The sequence below is a fragment of the Pseudomonas fluorescens genome (genome assembly GCF_018614655.1).
In the GTDB taxonomy this organism is placed as follows: Bacteria; Pseudomonadota; Gammaproteobacteria; order Pseudomonadales; family Pseudomonadaceae; genus Aquipseudomonas; species Aquipseudomonas fluorescens_BX.
The window spans coordinates 264,231-279,932 of sequence record NZ_JAGGOG010000003.1 but is presented as its reverse complement, the minus strand read 5'-3'; the positions used below and the strand labels follow the sequence as shown (position 1 = coordinate 279,932).

Here is a 15,702-nt window from a genome sequence, read left to right as displayed (position 1 = left end):
AGACCATTGAAACCTTGGAAGGCAGCCCCATTACTGGGTACGTACCCTGCCTATTTTGGACAGGGCGAAGATTTTTACCGGCAATCTAACGAGGTCGCCATGAACAGCGAAGAGCAAACCCTGATCGATGGACTGTTTTCACGGTTGCAGCAAGCCGAAACGGACTCAGCCCCCCGCGACGCCCAAGCCGAAGCGCGGATCAAGGAGCACATTACTCGCCAGCCGGCCGCCGGGTATTTCATGACCCAGGCGATTCTGGTGCAAGAGGCAGCGATCAAGAGCCTTGATGCGCAGAACAAGCAACAGGCGCAACAGATCCAGCAATTGCAGGACGAACTGCAACAAGCCAAGGCTCAGACCGCGCAGCCCGCACCCAGCAGTGGTGGTTTTCTGTCGAGCATCTTTGGCGGCGGCTCCCGTGACCCGCAGCCCGCGGCTTCCGGCAGTGGCTGGCGTGAACCGGTCCGTCCCGGCTTCAACAGCCAACCGGCGCCGCAGCAGAACTTCGGTACACCACAGCAGAATTACCAGCAGCCGCAACAGCCGGCGGCAGCCCCCATCGGCAGCGGCTTTTTGGGTGGTGCGCTGAAAACCGCCGCAGGTGTGGCCGGTGGTGTGATGCTGGCAGAGGGCATCAGCAGCCTGTTCGGCCATAACCAGCAGCAACCGCAGGTGGTGGAAGAAATCATCCGCGAAGAGCCGGCCCCGGCAAGCGACAACAGTGGTTGGGGCAACAACGACGATCAGCGTTTCACCGGCAATGACAGCTCCGGCGGCAACTCGGATAGTTTCGCCGACAACGATTATTCCGACGATTCCTCTTCCTTTGGCGATGACGATTCCTTCGTCTGATGCACATTCATCCGGGGCGCTTCGTCGCCCCGGGCTGATTTTTCTCGGAAACGTCCTCGTGACTGGCATACTGGCAACCTTTCCGGGCCCTTGAGTCCGGGGTCCCAGCCTGTGCCACGAGGATTTACGGTGAAAAAAATTGCAGTGTTCGCCGATGTCCAAAACCTCTATTACACCGTGCGCCAGGCTTATGGCTGCCACTTCAACTACGCCGCCCTGTGGGCTGACATCAGCCAGCGCGGGCAGATTGTCGAGGCGTACGCTTATGCCATCGACCGTGGCGACAGCAAGCAGCAGCAATTCCAGCAGATCCTGCGCAACCTCGGTTTTACCGTGAAGCTCAAGCCCTACATCCAGCGCAGTGATGGCTCGGCCAAGGGTGACTGGGACGTGGGCATCACCATCGATATCATGGACGCTGCCGCCCATGTCGACGAAGTGGTGCTGGCCTCCGGCGACGGTGATTTCGACATGCTGCTGGACCGCATCATCAATAAGCACGGTGTCGAAGCCGTGGCCTACGGCGTGCCGGGGCTGACGGCCAACTCATTGATTCGCGCCGCCAGCCGCTACGTGCCGATTGAAGGCGCGTTGTTGCTCAAATAGATTTTTAGACGGAGTTGGAACAGGTTTGGAACGTATAGCGGTCATCGACTTTGAAACCACCGGCATCTCGCCGAGCAGCAGCTGCCGGGCTACGGAAATCGCCGTGGTCATCCTGGAACAGGGCCAGATCGTGGACCGTTACCAGAGCCTGATGAATGCAGGCGTGCGGGTGCCGGGGTTTATCGAGCAACTGACCGGCATCAGCAACGCCATGCTGCGCACTGCACCGCCGGCGGAGCGGGTGATGAATGAGGTCAATGAGTTTGTCGGGACCACGCCGCTACTGGCCCACAACGCGGCATTCGACCAGAAGTTCTGGGACTTCGAGTTGGGCTTGATCCGCCGTACACGCCTGCAAAAATTTGCCTGTTCGCTGCTGCTGGCGCGGCGCCTGATGCCGGCGGCGCCAAACCACAAGCTCGGCACCTTGACCGCCTTCGCCCAACTGCCCCACACCGGCAAGGCTCACCGGGCCATGGCCGATGCGGAAATGGCGGCCAACCTGACAGCCCACCTGGCCCAGGAACTGCGCCGTAACCACGGCTTGCGGGAACTGTCACACGATTTGCTGTGCAGTTTGCAGAAAGTGCCGGCGGCGAAGATCAATGATCATTTGAAGAAGCATCGCGGGTTCTAATCAGCTGCGCCGTGCGCCATCTTCAATCTGATGAAGCTCAAAATGTGGGAGCGGGCTTGCTCGCGAAGGCGATGTGTCAGTCACGAAGTGTGTTTCTGATACACCGCCTTCGCGAGCAAGCCCGCTCCCACTCTGGTTTTCAGCGCCTATCGAGGCTGCAAACAATCCAGCGACTGTTCCACCACCACCTTCGCCATCTCTATCAAATGCAACACCGCCCGCTGCTGGCCGTTCATCGGCTCGCTGGCGATTTGAGCCGTTGCTACTGCGCAATGCAGCAAGTCCGCTGCGCGGGCCAAGGCATCTTCGAAACTGAGGTTGTCATTGAGAACGAAGGGAATTCCATTCGGGGCGGAAGCTTTGAGGTAGTAATTAATGGCTCGGCGGGTGAGGGCGCTGTCGCTGAGGAAGTCTTCGTGGGAATGGGGTGGATCGGGAGTGACTTTGACCATGGTGAACACCTCTTGCTAAGGAAGAAGCTACCACCGTCCGCTTGCACGCGAATGAGGGTGGCAACTGTACGTAGGTGTGCAAGACCGGGGCAAGAAGCAAAACCCAGCAGACCCGAAGGTCTCCCACGCACAGCTGCCATAACGGGCAACGCAAAGCATAAAAAGCTGGGTGTTAAGCTGTAGGTTGATTTATGAGTCTTATTGCCGTCGGACTTGCACGTCCGGTCACCGATTGTTCGATGACTGAGCGAGACTAACTACCTGATCCGACGGAAACAAGGCGTTGAAATTCTCTAGGAAAGGTCCTGCAAATGAAAGGGACCAGTCTTGCTGGCCCTTAAAAAATGCGCTCACCACAGAGGCTTCTGCCGGCATTAAGAATGTTATGTAAGTCTATTCCGCAGAAATTGTAGGTCGTGTCTGATTTTCCATTGCTTTCAAATTATCGCCCTCTCAGTCTCTTAACATCCCGCATGTCGTTCATACGTAAGGATGTCTTCATGCAGGAAAGTGATCTTCACCGGGCGATTATGCAGAGTGAGTCTGAACTCAGGCGTCACAAGATCAATTTGGGCTCCCCTTCACGCATCGCGTTTGATATGAATAACACGATTACTAGTTGCCCGGCTGTCATGTTGTTACCTACCCAGATGGGCACCATCAACATTCCGAATTACCAGATGCTGAGGGCAATTCACGCTGATCCTCGTATTCCCAACACGACTATCGAGGACCTTTGGAAATGCACACAAGAGCACTATGGTCTGACGGCAGCAACCCTTATCACTGGGGCTGCTGGAATACCGATAAGTAAAATATCAGTGGGCGCCTGGGTTCACGTCGGCTCCAGCAAAACGACCAACCTGACAAGCTATATCGGTATGCGATTCTTCCCTCGGACGCTGATCAGGCAACCGACATTGGCCAAAATGGCCAAGGCAACCTTTGGTACGGTTCGAGTATTTGGCATTATTGGACGAGGTATTCCCTTTGTCGCTGCAGGCTTGGCTGTCTTTGATCTAGTCAGTATTGGCAAGTGCGCTTATGAGGCAAGAAATGGAAAGTAACCTAGCGAGAGCAGAGGTCAGCGACAAGGTCATTCAGCTTTTCATCGATATCATTGGGTTTATCGACCGTAGCCAAGTGACAGAGCAAACAGACTTTATTCATGACTTCAAAATCATTGATGACGACCTGACCTGCTTCGTCATGCAGATCAAGTGGCAATTCAATCTGCGCGCTACTCAGGAAGACTGGAACAGCATCACCACGATCAAACAAATCATCGACCTGATTGTTCAACGTTCCAATTAGGTAGAAGAGTGACTGCCACCCCCGTCTCTCATACAGTCAGGGAATAAATGCCATGACTGACGCCGGAGATCCCGCCCCGTCCTGCAATCCCAAAATACCGATCACCAGTGTTGTGCCCTTGGCCGGTAATTGGTCCAGGTTGGTCAAGCACTCCAGAACAATTCCATTCCTGGCCAGCACCAGATGGTTGGTGGCGAACGTGCTGCTTTGGCCGGGATCGACGCCATGAGTATCAATGCCTACCCCCGCGACCCCGCGTTGTTCAAGCAGCAGCAGGGTTGTTGACTCACCGATGCCAGGGAAGTGCATGCCCTGTTCATCTTCGCCGAAAAAGGCTGCCGGATCGTTCCACAGGTTTTGCCATTCGGTGTACATCAATACCACCGAGTCTGGCTCGATAAGGCCGTGCTCGCGCTCCCAGTCTTCAATATCTTGCACGCTGATCACATAGTCGGAGTTATTTCGGGTCTTGCTCCGTACATCGATAACCACCGCAGGTCGCACTAAGTCTTCGGGTAGGTAACCGTCTATCCCGATGCCATCGGCGTAGAAGCTATTGGGCGCATTCATGTGGGTGGCACTGTGCTCCCCCATGCTGAAGCGTCGCAGGTAATAGCCATCTTTTTCTATCGAGGCGACTTCTTCGAACTCTACCGGTGGATCGCCGGGCCATAGGGGGACTGCCCGCGTGATTGGATGGCTGAGGCTGATGATCTTTTGAAACTGGATACTGTGATTACCCACCATTTTTGCCATTCCCCTCCAACTGCCCCAACGGCACTCGCCGCTCTATCGCACTCGACAGAATGATTGACGTCTTGCTGAAGCCAAACTTCGCCACGCGATTAATCAGGTTTTCCAGTTCCGGCATCGAGCCTACGGCCGCTTGCATGATCACGCACGGGTCGCCTGTGACCCGGTGACACTCGGTCAGCTCCGGGATTTCGCTCAGGGCGTCGTAGACTTTCTGATTGCCGTGGTTGGTCAGACGCAGTTCGATCACGCATTGAATCGGCAGGCCGATTTTGGACAGGTCGACCTTGGCCTGGTAGCCGGTGATCACGCCGCTGGCTTCCAGTTTGGCGACCCGTTCGGCCACGGCCGGGGCGGACAGGTTCACCGTGCGGGCCAGTTGTGCGTAGGACGCACGGCCATCTTCCAGCAGTGCATTGAGGAGCATGCGGTCGTATCTGTCCATGGTAAGGCTCCAGGAACGCGTAGCTTTCGAAAGCACGGGTTATAGCCTTGATAACCATGCTTTGAAAAGTGTACCGGCGCTTTAAACAGGTTTTGTAACTTATGTTTACCGGGCTGGCTTTCTAGAATAAGCCTCCCTTGTCCTGCCGTAGAGCTACCCCATGCCTGGCCCACGTCGCTTTCCCTTACCGTTGATCGCCGCTTTTTTTGCGCTGTACGTGATTTGGGGGTCAACCTACCTGGTGATTCGCATTGGTGTTGAATACTGGCCGCCGTTGCTGCTGGCGGGTATTCGATTTATGACGGCGGGCGCATTGATGTATGGCTTCCTGCGCTGGCGTGGCGCGCCCGCACCGACCTGGGTGCAGTGGAAGGCTGCCGGCAAGATTGGCATTTTGCTGCTGACCTTCGGTAACGGTGCGGTCACTGTGGCCGAGCATACGGGGGTGGCTTCCGGCGTTGCCGCGTTGGCCGTGGCGACGGTGCCGCTGTTTACCTTGCTTTGTGGTTATTTCTGGGGCGCGCGTAATACCCGTCTGGAATGGGCCGGGGTGGCGCTGGGGATTATCGGCATTGCCATGCTCAATATGGGCTCCAACTTGCAATCAAGCCCGACGGGCGCAGCACTGCTGATCTTCGCGGCGGCGTCCTGGGCTTTTGGTTCAGTGTGGAGCAAGCATTTGCCGCTGCCACAGGGCGCCATGGCCAGTGCGGCGGAAATGCTGATTGCAGGCGCCGTGCTGCTGGTCCTCAGTGCCGTCAGTGGTGAACATCTGAACGCCATACCGCCAGTTGAAGGGTGGTTGGCCCTGGCGTACTTGACCGTGTTCGGCTCAATCATCGCCTTCAACGCCTATATGTACCTGCTCAAGCACGTGCGTCCGGCGGCGGCCACCAGCTATGCCTACGTCAACCCGGCGGTGGCGGTGCTGTTGGGGATTGTGTTTGTCGGCGAGACCATTGGCATGGAAGAGGCGTTGGCGATGCTGGTGATCATCAGTGCAGTGCTGCTGATCAGCCTGCCACAGTGGCGCAAGCCCAAACCGGATTTAGGGTAAACTGCGGCGCATTGCGACCTTGCGCTGACTTTTTCCTACGGTACTTCCATGACTTTCGCCACCCTTGGCCTGATCGACCCCTTGCTGCGCGCCCTTGAGACGCTCGGCTACCAGACCCCGACGCCGGTGCAGGCGCAAGCCATTCCGGCGGTGCTGGCCGGTCGCGACCTGATGGCCGCTGCCCAGACCGGTACTGGCAAGACCGCCGGTTTTGCGGTGCCGCTGCTGCAACTGCTGACGATGGAAGGGCCGAAAGTCACCGCCAACTCGGTGCGCGCGCTGATCTTGTGCCCGACCCGCGAGCTGGCCGAGCAGGTCCACGCCAGCGTCGCTGAGTACGCCCAACACCTGCCGCTGACCACGTACGCCGTGTATGGCGGCGTGAGCATCAACCCGCAGATGATGAAGCTGCGCAAAGGCGTCGATGTGCTGGTCGCCACGCCTGGCCGCCTGATCGACCTGTTCCGTCAGAACGCGCTGAAACTCAATCAGCTGCAAACCCTGGTGCTGGATGAAGCCGATCGCATGCTCGACCTGGGCTTCTCCGAAGAACTGGCGAACATTTACCGCATGCTGCCGAAAAAGCGCCAGACCCTGCTGTTCTCCGCGACCTTCTCCGACGAAATCCGCCTGCTGGCCGGGCAGATGCTCATTGACCCGCTGATCGTCGAAGTCAGCCCGCGCAACGTCGCCGCCAACACCGTCAAGCAATGGGTGGTGCCGGTGGACAAGAAGCGCAAGGCGGAGCTGTTTGTGCACCTGATGCGCAAGGGCCGCTGGAAGCAGGTACTGGTGTTCGCCAAGACCCGCAACGGCGTGGACGCGTTGGTAGAAAAACTACAGGGCCTGGGCATCAATGCCGACGGTATTCATGGCGACAAGCCACAAGCGACCCGCCAGCGTGCCCTTGATCGTTTCAAGGCCAGCGAAGTGCAGATTCTCGTGGCCACCGACGTGGCGGCCCGTGGCCTGGACATCGAAGACTTGCCGCTGGTGGTCAACTTTGACCTGCCGATCGTCGCCGAAGACTACATCCACCGTATCGGCCGTACCGGTCGTGCGGGCAACACCGGTGAGGCGATTTCCCTGGTGTGTGCCGATGAAGTGAACATGTTGTCGGCGATCGAGATGCTGACCCGTCAGACGTTGACCCGGCATATGGAGCAGGACTTCGAGCCGGAACATCGGGTGCCGGACACTGATTCCAGCGGTCAGGTGGTGAAAAAGCCCAAGAAGCCGAAGAAACCCAAGACCACAGGTGGCGGCAAGCGCAACTTGGGCAAGTGGGTGGAGAGTGGTGAAGTGTCGGTGGCGGAGCCTTCGCTCAAGCCCGTGCGCAAGGTGCCAGTGTTTAATACCGGGCCGCGTAAGAAGAAGTAAGTTTTCGGTGCCTGCGATGGCCGCCCTGTAGCCGCTGTCGAGGTACGAGGCTGCATAAGGGCCGAAGGACCTTCAGCGGTTCAAGAGACTGACGACTGCTGCGCAGCCGATCGCAGGCTGCGCCAGCGGTTACAGAGGGCGGTGCTTTAGCCACTCCAGCACACCCCGCCCGGCGGCTCGCCCACTGGCAAAACACCCCGTCAGTAGATACCCGCCCGTCGGTGCCTCCCAGTCCAGCATCTCGCCCGCGCAGAACACCCCCGGCAATTGCTTGAGCATCAACCGCTCATCCAGCGCTTCAAACGGCACGCCGCCCGCCGTGCTGATGGCTTCGTCCATAGGCCTGGTTTTCACCAAGGTCAGAGGCAGTGCCTTGATATCCACAGCCAACTGTGTCGGATCATTGAAACGCTCGGCAGGTGCCAATTCCCGCAGTAACGCGGCTTTCACGCCATCCAACCCCAACTGACTGTGCAGGTGCTTGCTCATCGAGCGCGAGCCGCGTGGTTTGCTCAGTGCCGCCAGGACTTTGTTCAACGGTTTGCCCGGTAGCAAATCGATATGCACCGTGGCCGCTCCCTTCCGATTGATCGCCTCGCGTATCGGCGCCGACAGCGCGTAGATCAGGCTACCTTCAATCCCGGTGGCGGTGATCACGCATTCCCCGAGCCGGGGTTTATCGTCCGCCAAACCGATGGCGACGTTTTTCAACGGCGCGCCAGCAAATTTGCTGACCATCAACTCGCTCCAGGCTGACACCTCGAAGCCGCAGTTACTCGGTTGCAGTGGCGCATAAGGGACGCCTTTATCTTCCAGCAGCTTGAGCCAGGCGCCATCGGAACCCAGGCGCGACCAACTGCCGCCACCCAAGGCCAGCAGCACCGCGTCGCCGCGCAAGCTTCTATCACCCTCGGGGCTGTGGATAAGCAGGCTACCGTCGTCATTCCAACCCAACCAGCGATGACGGGTGTGGATAACTACGCCCTGGTCCCGCAGGCGCTTGAGCCAGGCGCGCAGGAGCGGGGCGGCTTTCATGTCGGTAGGAAAGACCCGGCCGGAGCTGCCGACAAAGGTTTGAATCCCCAGCCCGTGAATCCATTCGCACAACGCTTCGGCGCCGAACTGACGCAGCAACGGCGCGATTTGTGGCGCACGCTCGGCATAGCGCGAGAGAAACGCGGGGTACGCTTCGGAGTGGGTGATGTTCATCCCGCCCACGCCCGCCAGCAGGAACTTGCGGCCCACCGAGGGCATGCCGTCATACAGGTCGACCTTGATCCCCGCCTGGCTCAGCACTTCGGCGGCCATCAGCCCGGCAGGGCCGCCGCCGATGATGATGACGTGATGAGACTGGGCGTGGGTCTGAGGCATGGGAGTGACTGCGGTTCGGCAAAGTAGGCCGAGCATTCTACCCGAGGATGTCGTTACTGCCTGATCAAAAAACATACAGCTTGCTGCAGGCTATACGGCTGCTCGCTTACAGAGAGTTTCACTCAGGTTATCCACAGGCAGTTCCACAGCGATTGTGGGTAAGCACTCACACGTCAGTGACAACCTGATGACGTCCATACCCGTTGCGCACTGTGATGCAGGATGCCGTGACGGCGGGCAAGGGCAGGGCGGTCTTTGCTGTAGCCGCCGCCGATCACGCCCATCACCGGGATGTCGCGGCCCAGGCAATGGCGCATCACGCTTTCGTCGCGGGCGGCGACGCCTTGGTCAGTCAGCTTGAGATAGCCGAGGGCGTCGTTCTTGTGCACATCGACACCGGCGTCGTACAGCACCAGGTCGGGCTGATACAGCGGCAGCAGGTAGTTGAGGGCATCGTCCACCACCTTGAGGTAATCGGTGTCGCCCATGCCCATGGGCAACGGGATATCCCAGTCGCTGCGGGCCTTGCGTGCCGGGAAATTCTTTTCGCAGTGCAGGGACACGGTGATGGCGTCCGGAGTGTGTTCAAGGATACGCGCGGTGCCGTCGCCCTGGTGCACGTCACAGTCGAAGATCAACACCCGGTCGACCCGACCGCTTTCCAGCAGGTAATGGCTGATCACTGCCAGGTCATTGAAGATGCAGAAGCCCGCCGGGTAATCGTAATGAGCATGATGGGTGCCGCCCGCCAGATGGCAGGCCAGGCCGTGTTCCAGCGCTTGTTCGGCTGCCAGCAAGGAGCCGCCGACGGCGCGCACGGTGCGTCGGGCCAGGGCTTCGCTCCAGGGCAGGCCCAGGCGCCGTTGGTCTTCGCGGGATAACTCGCCACTCATGTAGCGTTCGATATACCCAGGTTCATGGGCGAGGGCCAGAATCTCTGCCGGGCACAGTTCCGGGCGCAGCAGTTGGCTGTCCTGGGTCAAGCCGCTGTCCACCAAGTGATCGCGCAACAGGCGGAATTTATCCATGGGGAAACGGTGGTCCGCCGGGAACTCGGGGCTGTAGTCGTCGTGGTAGATCAGTGGCAATGGCATGGCAATTTCTGACGGGGACCAGCGACGGATCTTAACAGCGCGGTACACTTACGCACATGGCAGGGGAGGGGGATCAATGGAGCCAATACAGGAATTGGAAAGCGCACGCTTGGTGTTGCGCCAATGGAGTGATACCGATCTGCCGGAGTTTGCCCGGATGTGCGCCGACCCGCAGGTGATGCGTTATTTTCCGGCCACCCTGAGTCGCCTGGAAAGTGCGGCGCTGATCGGACGGATTCGGGGCCATTTCGCCGAGTACGGTTTTGGTCTGTGGGCCTTGCAGCGCAAGGACAGCGGCGAATTTATCGGCCTGACCGGGTTGTTGAATGTCAGCTTCGATGCGCACTTCACCCCGTCGGTGGAGATTGGCTGGCGCCTGGCCAAGGAGCATTGGGGCCTGGGTTATGCCAGCGAGGCGGCCTGGACCGCGTTGCGTTGTGGCTTCGACCGGCTGAAGCTGGATGAGGTCGTCGCGTTCACCACCCAAACCAATCTGCCGTCACAGAAAGTCATGCAGGCCATCGGCATGCAGTACGATCCATCGGCAGATTTTGAACACCCCAAGGTCGCAGCGGATGATCCGTTGCGCCATCATGTTTTGTACCGCATCACCCGCGCCCAATGGTTGGATACGCTGCACGGATAAGCATCCCGGAATGCCCAATAGATTGTTGTAGGAGCATTGCTTTATGAGCCAAGTGTTGGAAGATCTGGTGGACCTGCTGACCCTGGAGCCGATCGAGGAAAACCTCTTTCGCGGCCGCAGCCAGGACCTGGGCTTTCGCCAGCTGTTCGGCGGCCAGGTATTGGGCCAGTCTCTGTCGGCGGCGAGCCAGACCGTTGAAGAAGCGCGGCATGTGCATTCGCTGCACGGTTATTTCCTGCGGCCCGGGGACGCGGCGTTGCCGGTGGTTTATCAGGTTGACCGCGTGCGCGATGGCGGCAGCTTCAGCACGCGCCGGGTGACGGCGATCCAGAAGGGCAACCCGATCTTTACTTGCAGTGCTTCGTTCCAATATGACGAAGAGGGCTTCGAGCATCAGACGACCATGCCTCAGGTGGTCGGCCCGGAAAACCTGCCCTCGGAGTTGGAGCTGACTCAGCAGCGGGCGCACCTGATTCCGGAGCACATGCGCGAAAAGTTGCTGTGCCCCAAGCCCATCGAAGTGCGGCCGGTGACCGAGAAAGATCCGTTCAACCCGCAGCCGTCTGACCCGGTGAAGTACGTGTGGTTTCGCGCCGATGGCGCCTTGGCCGATTCGCCGGCGTTGCATAAATACCTGCTGGCCTATGCGTCGGACTTCGGTTTGCTGACCACTTCACTGCTGCCCCATGGCAAGACCGTGTGGCAGAAAGACATGCAAGTCGCCAGCCTCGACCACGCGTTATGGTTCCACGCCGACCTGCGCGCCGATGACTGGTTGCTCTACGCCATGGACAGCCCATGGGCCGGTAACTCCCGCGGTTTCTCCCGGGGCAGTGTGTACAACCGTGCCGGGCAACTGGTGGCATCGGTGACTCAGGAGGGCTTGATTCGCCACCGCAAGGACTGGGCATGAGCCTGAGCGACGTTAAATATTGGGTGTTTGACATGGACGGCACGCTTACGGTCGCCGTGCATGACTTTGCAGCGATTCGCGTAGCCCTGGATATTCCGGCAACCGATGACATCCTGACGCACCTGGCGGCATTGCCTGCTGCTGAAGCGGCGGCCAAGCATGCCTGGTTGCTGGAGCATGAACGGGAGCTGGCGGTGGGTTCCGTTGCCGCGACCGGCGCCGTGGAATTGGTGCGGGAATTGGCGCAGCGTGGTTATCGCCTGGGCATCCTGACCCGCAATGCCCGGGAACTGGCTCATGTAACGCTGCAAGCCATCGGCTTGGCGGACTGCTTTGCTGTCGAGGATGTGCTGGGTCGTGACGATGCTCCGCCCAAGCCTGATCCGGGTGGCCTGCTGAAACTGGCAGAGGCCTGGGACGTAACGCCCGCTGAGATGGTGATGGTGGGTGACTACCGCTTTGACCTGGATTGCGGTCGGGCGGCGGGGACGAAAACCGTGCTGGTCAATCTGCCGGATAACCCATGGCCGGAGTTGGCCGATTGGCATGCCGAGGATTGTGCGGCGTTGCGCGGGATGATCTAGACCAGACAATGAAAGTCCAATGTGGGGGCGGGCTTGTGTGGGAGCGGGCTTGCTCGCGAAGGCGGTGTGTCAGTCAATATATCGGGTGACTGATACACCGCCTTCGCGAGCAAGCCCGCTCCCACATTTTTATTCGGTTTTGTCAGGGGTTATGGGAACAGTACCTTCTGTCCCTCAGGCGAGGTAAACATCTTATCCCCGTCATGCCCAACCCCCGGCACCTCAACCAGCTTATGACTCAACTGCGGATGTCGCTGCTTGAGGTAATCGAAATAGTTGTGCCCGCGAACCAGCCGGTACGCGCCCTGGGTTTCAGCCTCGCAGCGCTTGTCCAGCGCCGGGTGATTGGGGTCGGTGTCCTTCTGGCCCAACAGGTAGGTGATGTCGCGCGCCACATACGTTTGCTCAAGCACCTCGGCACTTTGTCCCTTGGTGTAGGCCGGCAGTTTCTGCATACCGTACTTCCAGTCATTGAACCCAGGGCAACTGGCTACCTCGAATTTCACCGGGCGTTGCGGGCTGAAATACGCGTAGGACGATGGGTTGGCGACCACATAGCGCAGGCTGACACCTTCAGTTTTCAAGGTCGGGTGATCGTGACCGGTCAGGGCAAAGCGCTGCACGACCTGAGCACCGCCTGAGTGGCCGGCGACGACAATTTCCTTCAAGGCCGGGAACAGCTTGCGATTGCCCAAGTGCTTGATGATCTGGTCCAGCGCCCCGTAGGAACTGACGTGGCCAGGCCCGATTGATGGCTCACCGGCCATCCAGTCATTGCCATGCCAGCGCAAAACCTGCGGGTTCAGCGGGTTGCGTTTGACATCGGATTCGTTGAGAAACTGCGGTGCAATCACCAAGGTATTGGTGCTTTGTCCTGCGCTCCTGGCTGCCACTTCGCCGCTCTTCAGGTAAGTCTGGGCATTGCGCAGCCGGCCATGGACGATGATCAGTGCACGGGTCACCTGAGGCAGTGGCTGGCGCCAGTCCTGGCTCAGGCCAACGCTCAGGTCACCGGCCTCCAGGTGAAACCGATCGGGACTGACCACCTTGACCCCATGCTCGGCGGCCCAGGTGGAGGAGCAGGTAATCAACACGCCCAGCAGCCATCCCGATCGTTTATTCATTCAGAGGCTCTTGGCGGTGAAGGTGTCGCATTGGTTGATTTGGCCATTGGCAACGCCGGTCTTGAACCAGCGCACCCGCTGTGCAGAAGTACCATGGGTGAACGAATCAGGCACGACACGACCCTGGCCTTGCTGCTGCAGACGGTCGTCGCCGATGGCATTGGCCGCATTCAGCGCTTCCTCAATGTCGCCCGGCTCCAGCCAGTTCAGGCGCTTCTGCGCTCGATTGGCCCAGACCCCGGCGAAGCAGTCGGCTTGCAGTTCCTGGCGCACCAGCAGGCCGCCGTCGCCTTCCATCGGACGGCCTTGCTGCCGCGCCGCCTGAATCTTCGACGAAATCCCGAGCAAGGTCTGCACATGGTGTCCGACTTCGTGAGCGATCACGTAGGCCTGGGCGAAATCGCCGGCCGCCTTGAAGCGCTGGGACATTTCCCGGAAGAAGTCCAGGTCCAGGTAGACCTGCTGGTCAGCCGGGCAATAGAACGGGCCACTGGCGGACGTAGCACCACCGCAGGCGGAGTTCACCCGGCCACGGAACAGGATCAACTTGGGGTTCTTGTAGGTCAGGCCGTTTTCCTGGAATACCTGGGCCCAGGTGTCTTCGTTATCTCCGAGTACGGCGCGGACGAAGTCGGCCTGTTCATCATTGGCCGGCGGTGCCTGGCGCGTCTGCGGGCTGACCGAAGGCGCCTGCTCGGTCATCTGGCCACTCAGTTGCCCGAGGATCTGCATCGGGTCCTGGCCGGTGAGCCAGCCGACCCCGACGATCAGCACAATGGCCGTCAGGCTCAGGCCTTTGCCACCCCCAAAGCGCATGCCGCCACCACCGCCGCCGCTGTCATCGCGGGCATCGACTACGTTGTCGCTGCGTCGGCCTTTTTTCCATAGCATGTGGCAATCCTCTTGATAAACGTGCAGATCAGTGTTGTTGGTGAGTCGGGTTGGCGCCAGTCCGGCTGTCTGACGCTATCTAATCCCAGGGATGTTACGGACGGCAATAGCCTTCGCCGCTATTGACCACCAGGCAGTCCTTTTTATCGGCCAGCCACTTCAAACCGGTGGCTTCACCGTCGCCGGCACGCAGGATTTGCGGGCCGTCGGGGCGGGTAAAGCTGATGCCGTCTTCGGTGGCCACCCCTTTGAAGGTTCCGGAGTCATCGGCATCGAGGCCGTATTGCATGGTCAGTACGTAGTGGCCGCGACCGATAGTGTCATCTTTGCTGATGGTCAGATTCAGGCCTTCGACGCCGATCCACTTGCCAACCCATTTGTCGGTCGGCGGGTTTTCGGGGACCAGGGTGGCCTGAACGGAGACCGGAGGCGGTTTTGGGGCGGCTTTATTGTCCTGGGCCTCTTTGTTACAGGCGCTGAGCAGGGCAAGTGTGGACAGAATCAACAGTGTTTTTTTCATGATGAAAAAGCCTTGGTTAAAAAACGCGCAATGACAGGGCTGAGTGGAGCGTTCGACTCGATTCCCGCGATTTAGTGCGCTGTTCGAACAGTGTTTGGTTATGCTCTTGAGATAGACGTACGCACGGCTCTAGATTGTGCCCCGTTTGCGGCGGTCATTTCAGCCTGCCACTCAAGAGAACACAATGACCCTCAGTACTCCACTTTCCGGCGTCAACCACCCTTTCAAAGGCATTCTGCTGATTGTGGTGGCGACCTTTCTGTTTTCCAGCCACGACGCCTTGTCCAAATACCTGGCCGGGTTCTATCCGATCGTGATGGTGGTGTGGGCCCGCTACATGGTGCATACGCTGTTGATGGCCGGGATCTTCCTGCCGCAATCCGGGCTGCGTGTGCTGCGCAGTAAACGGCCCGGACTGCAAGTGGTACGGGCCTTGTGCCTGCTGGGCACCAGCCTGTTCTTCACCACGGCCCTGCAATTCATTCCGTTGGCCGAAGCCACGGCGGTCAACTTCCTGGCGCCGATCCTGGTGACGGCATTGTCGGTGCCGCTGCTGGGTGAGCACGTGACCCGTGGCCAATGGCTGGCGGTGATTTGTGGTTTTGTCGGTGTCTTGATCATCGTTCACCCGGGCGGTGAATTGTTCACGCCGGCGGTATTGCTGCCGTTGTGTTCTGCGCTGTTTTTCTGCTTCTATCAATTGCTCACCCGCATCCTCAGCCAGTACGACAGCCCGACCACCAGCAACTTCTTCGCCGGGCTGTGCAACACCCTGGTGATGAGTGCGCTTGTGCCGTTCTTCTGGCAGGTGCCGAGCCTGTGGAATGGCGTGTTGATGCTGGCGCTGGGCACCTGCGGGATGACCGCGCACTTGCTGTTGACCAAGGCGTTCCGCTTTGCAGCACCGGCCTTGCTGGCGCCGTTTGGCTATTGTCAGATCGTGTTCGCGGGGTTGTTGGGCTGGCTGGTGTTCGCGCATACCCCGAACCTGACCACTGTGGTCGGGATCGGGGTTATTTGCCTGAGCGGCCTGGCCGCTGCCTGGCAGCAGCGGCGCAGTTGA

At 59.3% G+C, this 15,702-nt stretch carries 19 protein-coding genes; 11 read left to right on the top strand and 8 right to left on the bottom strand.

All coding sequences use genetic code 11. The features are described from left to right. Positions 1 to 99: 99 nt before the first annotated feature. The 3 genes from J7E41_RS03925 (at position 100) to J7E41_RS03915 (ending at position 2,095) form a co-directional block, all read left to right on the top strand. Positions 100 to 852 carry a DUF2076 domain-containing protein gene (locus J7E41_RS03925; RefSeq protein WP_214990269.1) on the top strand — a complete coding sequence of 251 codons (753 nt, stop codon included), beginning with the start codon at positions 100 to 102 and terminating at the stop codon, positions 850 to 852. 129 nt (positions 853 to 981) lie between these two features. Beyond that, positions 982 to 1,458 carry an NYN domain-containing protein gene (locus J7E41_RS03920; protein WP_017476223.1) on the top strand — a complete coding sequence of 159 codons (477 nt, stop codon included), beginning with the start codon at positions 982 to 984 and terminating at the stop codon, positions 1,456 to 1,458. A gap of 25 nt (positions 1,459 to 1,483) precedes the next feature. Beyond that, positions 1,484 to 2,095 carry a 3'-5' exonuclease gene (locus J7E41_RS03915; RefSeq protein ID WP_179448116.1) on the top strand — a complete coding sequence of 204 codons (612 nt, stop codon included), beginning with the start codon at positions 1,484 to 1,486 and terminating at the stop codon, positions 2,093 to 2,095. Positions 2,096 to 2,241: 146 nt separating this feature from the next. On the opposite strand, the gene J7E41_RS03910 is transcribed toward J7E41_RS03915, so the two are convergent. Further along, entirely contained in the window at positions 2,242 to 2,547 is a 306-nt protein-coding gene (locus J7E41_RS03910; protein WP_214990267.1) for a DUF6124 family protein, read from the bottom strand. 500 nt (positions 2,548 to 3,047) lie between these two features. Here J7E41_RS03910 and J7E41_RS03905 point away from each other — a divergent pair, with 500 nt between their 5' ends. Further along, positions 3,048 to 3,614 carry a hypothetical protein gene (locus J7E41_RS03905; protein WP_214990265.1) on the top strand — a complete coding sequence of 189 codons (567 nt, stop codon included), beginning with the start codon at positions 3,048 to 3,050 and terminating at the stop codon, positions 3,612 to 3,614. Continuing rightward, on the top strand, positions 3,604 to 3,861 hold the full coding sequence (locus J7E41_RS03900) for an acyl carrier protein (protein ID WP_214990263.1): 258 nt from the start codon (positions 3,604 to 3,606) through the stop codon (positions 3,859 to 3,861). Before J7E41_RS03905 ends, J7E41_RS03900 begins: the two co-directional genes overlap by 11 nt. A 36-nt stretch (positions 3,862 to 3,897) precedes the next feature. Here J7E41_RS03900 and J7E41_RS03895 read toward each other — a convergent pair whose 3' ends face one another. Next, entirely contained in the window at positions 3,898 to 4,617 is a 720-nt protein-coding gene (locus tag J7E41_RS03895) for a cyclase family protein (RefSeq protein ID WP_214990261.1), read from the bottom strand. Then, positions 4,598 to 5,059 (bottom strand): Lrp/AsnC family transcriptional regulator, encoded by a 462-nt coding sequence (locus J7E41_RS03890; protein WP_169356497.1) that lies wholly within the window; start codon positions 5,057 to 5,059, stop codon positions 4,598 to 4,600. The genes J7E41_RS03895 and J7E41_RS03890 overlap by 20 nt, the downstream gene beginning before the upstream one ends. 160 nt (positions 5,060 to 5,219) lie before the next feature. Between J7E41_RS03890 and yedA the strand changes: the two genes are divergently transcribed. Next, a complete protein-coding gene (gene yedA, locus J7E41_RS03885; RefSeq protein WP_214990259.1) occupies positions 5,220 to 6,116 on the top strand; it encodes a drug/metabolite exporter YedA in 897 nt (298 codons plus the stop codon). A gap of 48 nt (positions 6,117 to 6,164) precedes the next feature. Beyond that, positions 6,165 to 7,496 (top strand): DEAD/DEAH box helicase, encoded by a 1,332-nt coding sequence (locus tag J7E41_RS03880; protein ID WP_214990257.1) that lies wholly within the window; start codon positions 6,165 to 6,167, stop codon positions 7,494 to 7,496. A gap of 129 nt (positions 7,497 to 7,625) precedes the next feature. On the opposite strand, the gene J7E41_RS03875 is transcribed toward J7E41_RS03880, so the two are convergent. Both J7E41_RS03875 and J7E41_RS03870 read right to left on the bottom strand, forming a co-directional pair. Then, a complete protein-coding gene (locus J7E41_RS03875) occupies positions 7,626 to 8,867 on the bottom strand; it encodes a TIGR03862 family flavoprotein (protein ID WP_214990255.1) in 1,242 nt (413 codons plus the stop codon). A gap of 173 nt (positions 8,868 to 9,040) precedes the next feature. Continuing rightward, a complete protein-coding gene (locus tag J7E41_RS03870) occupies positions 9,041 to 9,961 on the bottom strand; it encodes a histone deacetylase family protein (protein ID WP_214990254.1) in 921 nt (306 codons plus the stop codon). Between the two features lie 76 nt (positions 9,962 to 10,037). Between J7E41_RS03870 and J7E41_RS03865 the strand changes: the two genes are divergently transcribed. From J7E41_RS03865 to J7E41_RS03855, 3 genes are read left to right on the top strand one after another with little or no spacing between them, the layout of a single operon-like run. After that, positions 10,038 to 10,607 (top strand): GNAT family N-acetyltransferase, encoded by a 570-nt coding sequence (locus J7E41_RS03865; protein WP_214990252.1) that lies wholly within the window; start codon positions 10,038 to 10,040, stop codon positions 10,605 to 10,607. 43 nt (positions 10,608 to 10,650) lie between these two features. Further along, positions 10,651 to 11,520 (top strand): acyl-CoA thioesterase II, encoded by an 870-nt coding sequence (gene tesB / locus J7E41_RS03860; protein WP_214990250.1) that lies wholly within the window; start codon positions 10,651 to 10,653, stop codon positions 11,518 to 11,520. Beyond that, on the top strand, positions 11,517 to 12,104 hold the full coding sequence (locus J7E41_RS03855) for an HAD family hydrolase (protein WP_214990248.1): 588 nt from the start codon (positions 11,517 to 11,519) through the stop codon (positions 12,102 to 12,104). Before tesB ends, J7E41_RS03855 begins: the two co-directional genes overlap by 4 nt. A 149-nt stretch (positions 12,105 to 12,253) precedes the next feature. Here the strand turns inward: J7E41_RS03855 and J7E41_RS03850 are convergent, their stop codons facing one another. The 3 genes from J7E41_RS03850 to J7E41_RS03840 all read right to left on the bottom strand — a co-directional run bounded on the left by J7E41_RS03850 (position 12,254) and on the right by J7E41_RS03840 (position 14,639). Beyond that, on the bottom strand, positions 12,254 to 13,228 hold the full coding sequence (locus tag J7E41_RS03850; protein ID WP_214990247.1) for an alpha/beta hydrolase: 975 nt from the start codon (positions 13,226 to 13,228) through the stop codon (positions 12,254 to 12,256). Next, on the bottom strand, positions 13,229 to 14,119 hold the full coding sequence (gene ypfJ / locus J7E41_RS03845; RefSeq protein ID WP_214990245.1) for a KPN_02809 family neutral zinc metallopeptidase: 891 nt from the start codon (positions 14,117 to 14,119) through the stop codon (positions 13,229 to 13,231). 94 nt (positions 14,120 to 14,213) lie between these two features. Further along, on the bottom strand, positions 14,214 to 14,639 hold the full coding sequence (locus tag J7E41_RS03840) for a lipoprotein (RefSeq protein ID WP_214990243.1): 426 nt from the start codon (positions 14,637 to 14,639) through the stop codon (positions 14,214 to 14,216). Between the two features lie 184 nt (positions 14,640 to 14,823). On the opposite strand from J7E41_RS03840, the gene J7E41_RS03835 reads away from it, so the two are divergent. Continuing rightward, complete coding sequence (locus J7E41_RS03835; RefSeq protein WP_214990241.1) at positions 14,824 to 15,702, top strand: DMT family transporter; 879 nt, start codon at positions 14,824 to 14,826, stop codon at positions 15,700 to 15,702.

Coding starts and splice junctions, on each gene's coding strand:
- J7E41_RS03925 (WP_214990269.1), top strand. CDS start 100: ATGAACAGCGAAGAGCAAACCCTGATCGATGGACTGTTTTCACGGTTG.
- J7E41_RS03910 (WP_214990267.1), bottom strand. CDS start 2,547: ATGGTCAAAGTCACTCCCGATCCACCCCATTCCCACGAAGACTTCCTC.
- J7E41_RS03905 (WP_214990265.1), top strand. CDS start 3,048: ATGCAGGAAAGTGATCTTCACCGGGCGATTATGCAGAGTGAGTCTGAA.
- J7E41_RS03900 (WP_214990263.1), top strand. CDS start 3,604: ATGGAAAGTAACCTAGCGAGAGCAGAGGTCAGCGACAAGGTCATTCAG.
- J7E41_RS03895 (WP_214990261.1), bottom strand. CDS start 4,617: ATGGCAAAAATGGTGGGTAATCACAGTATCCAGTTTCAAAAGATCATC.
- J7E41_RS03890 (WP_169356497.1), bottom strand. CDS start 5,059: ATGGACAGATACGACCGCATGCTCCTCAATGCACTGCTGGAAGATGGC.
- yedA (WP_214990259.1), top strand. CDS start 5,220: ATGCCTGGCCCACGTCGCTTTCCCTTACCGTTGATCGCCGCTTTTTTT.
- J7E41_RS03880 (WP_214990257.1), top strand. CDS start 6,165: ATGACTTTCGCCACCCTTGGCCTGATCGACCCCTTGCTGCGCGCCCTT.
- J7E41_RS03875 (WP_214990255.1), bottom strand. CDS start 8,867: ATGCCTCAGACCCACGCCCAGTCTCATCACGTCATCATCATCGGCGGC.
- J7E41_RS03870 (WP_214990254.1), bottom strand. CDS start 9,961: ATGCCATTGCCACTGATCTACCACGACGACTACAGCCCCGAGTTCCCG.
- J7E41_RS03865 (WP_214990252.1), top strand. CDS start 10,038: ATGGAGCCAATACAGGAATTGGAAAGCGCACGCTTGGTGTTGCGCCAA.
- tesB (WP_214990250.1), top strand. CDS start 10,651: ATGAGCCAAGTGTTGGAAGATCTGGTGGACCTGCTGACCCTGGAGCCG.
- J7E41_RS03855 (WP_214990248.1), top strand. CDS start 11,517: ATGAGCCTGAGCGACGTTAAATATTGGGTGTTTGACATGGACGGCACG.
- J7E41_RS03850 (WP_214990247.1), bottom strand. CDS start 13,228: ATGAATAAACGATCGGGATGGCTGCTGGGCGTGTTGATTACCTGCTCC.
- ypfJ (WP_214990245.1), bottom strand. CDS start 14,119: ATGCTATGGAAAAAAGGCCGACGCAGCGACAACGTAGTCGATGCCCGC.
- J7E41_RS03840 (WP_214990243.1), bottom strand. CDS start 14,639: ATGAAAAAAACACTGTTGATTCTGTCCACACTTGCCCTGCTCAGCGCC.
- J7E41_RS03835 (WP_214990241.1), top strand. CDS start 14,824: ATGACCCTCAGTACTCCACTTTCCGGCGTCAACCACCCTTTCAAAGGC.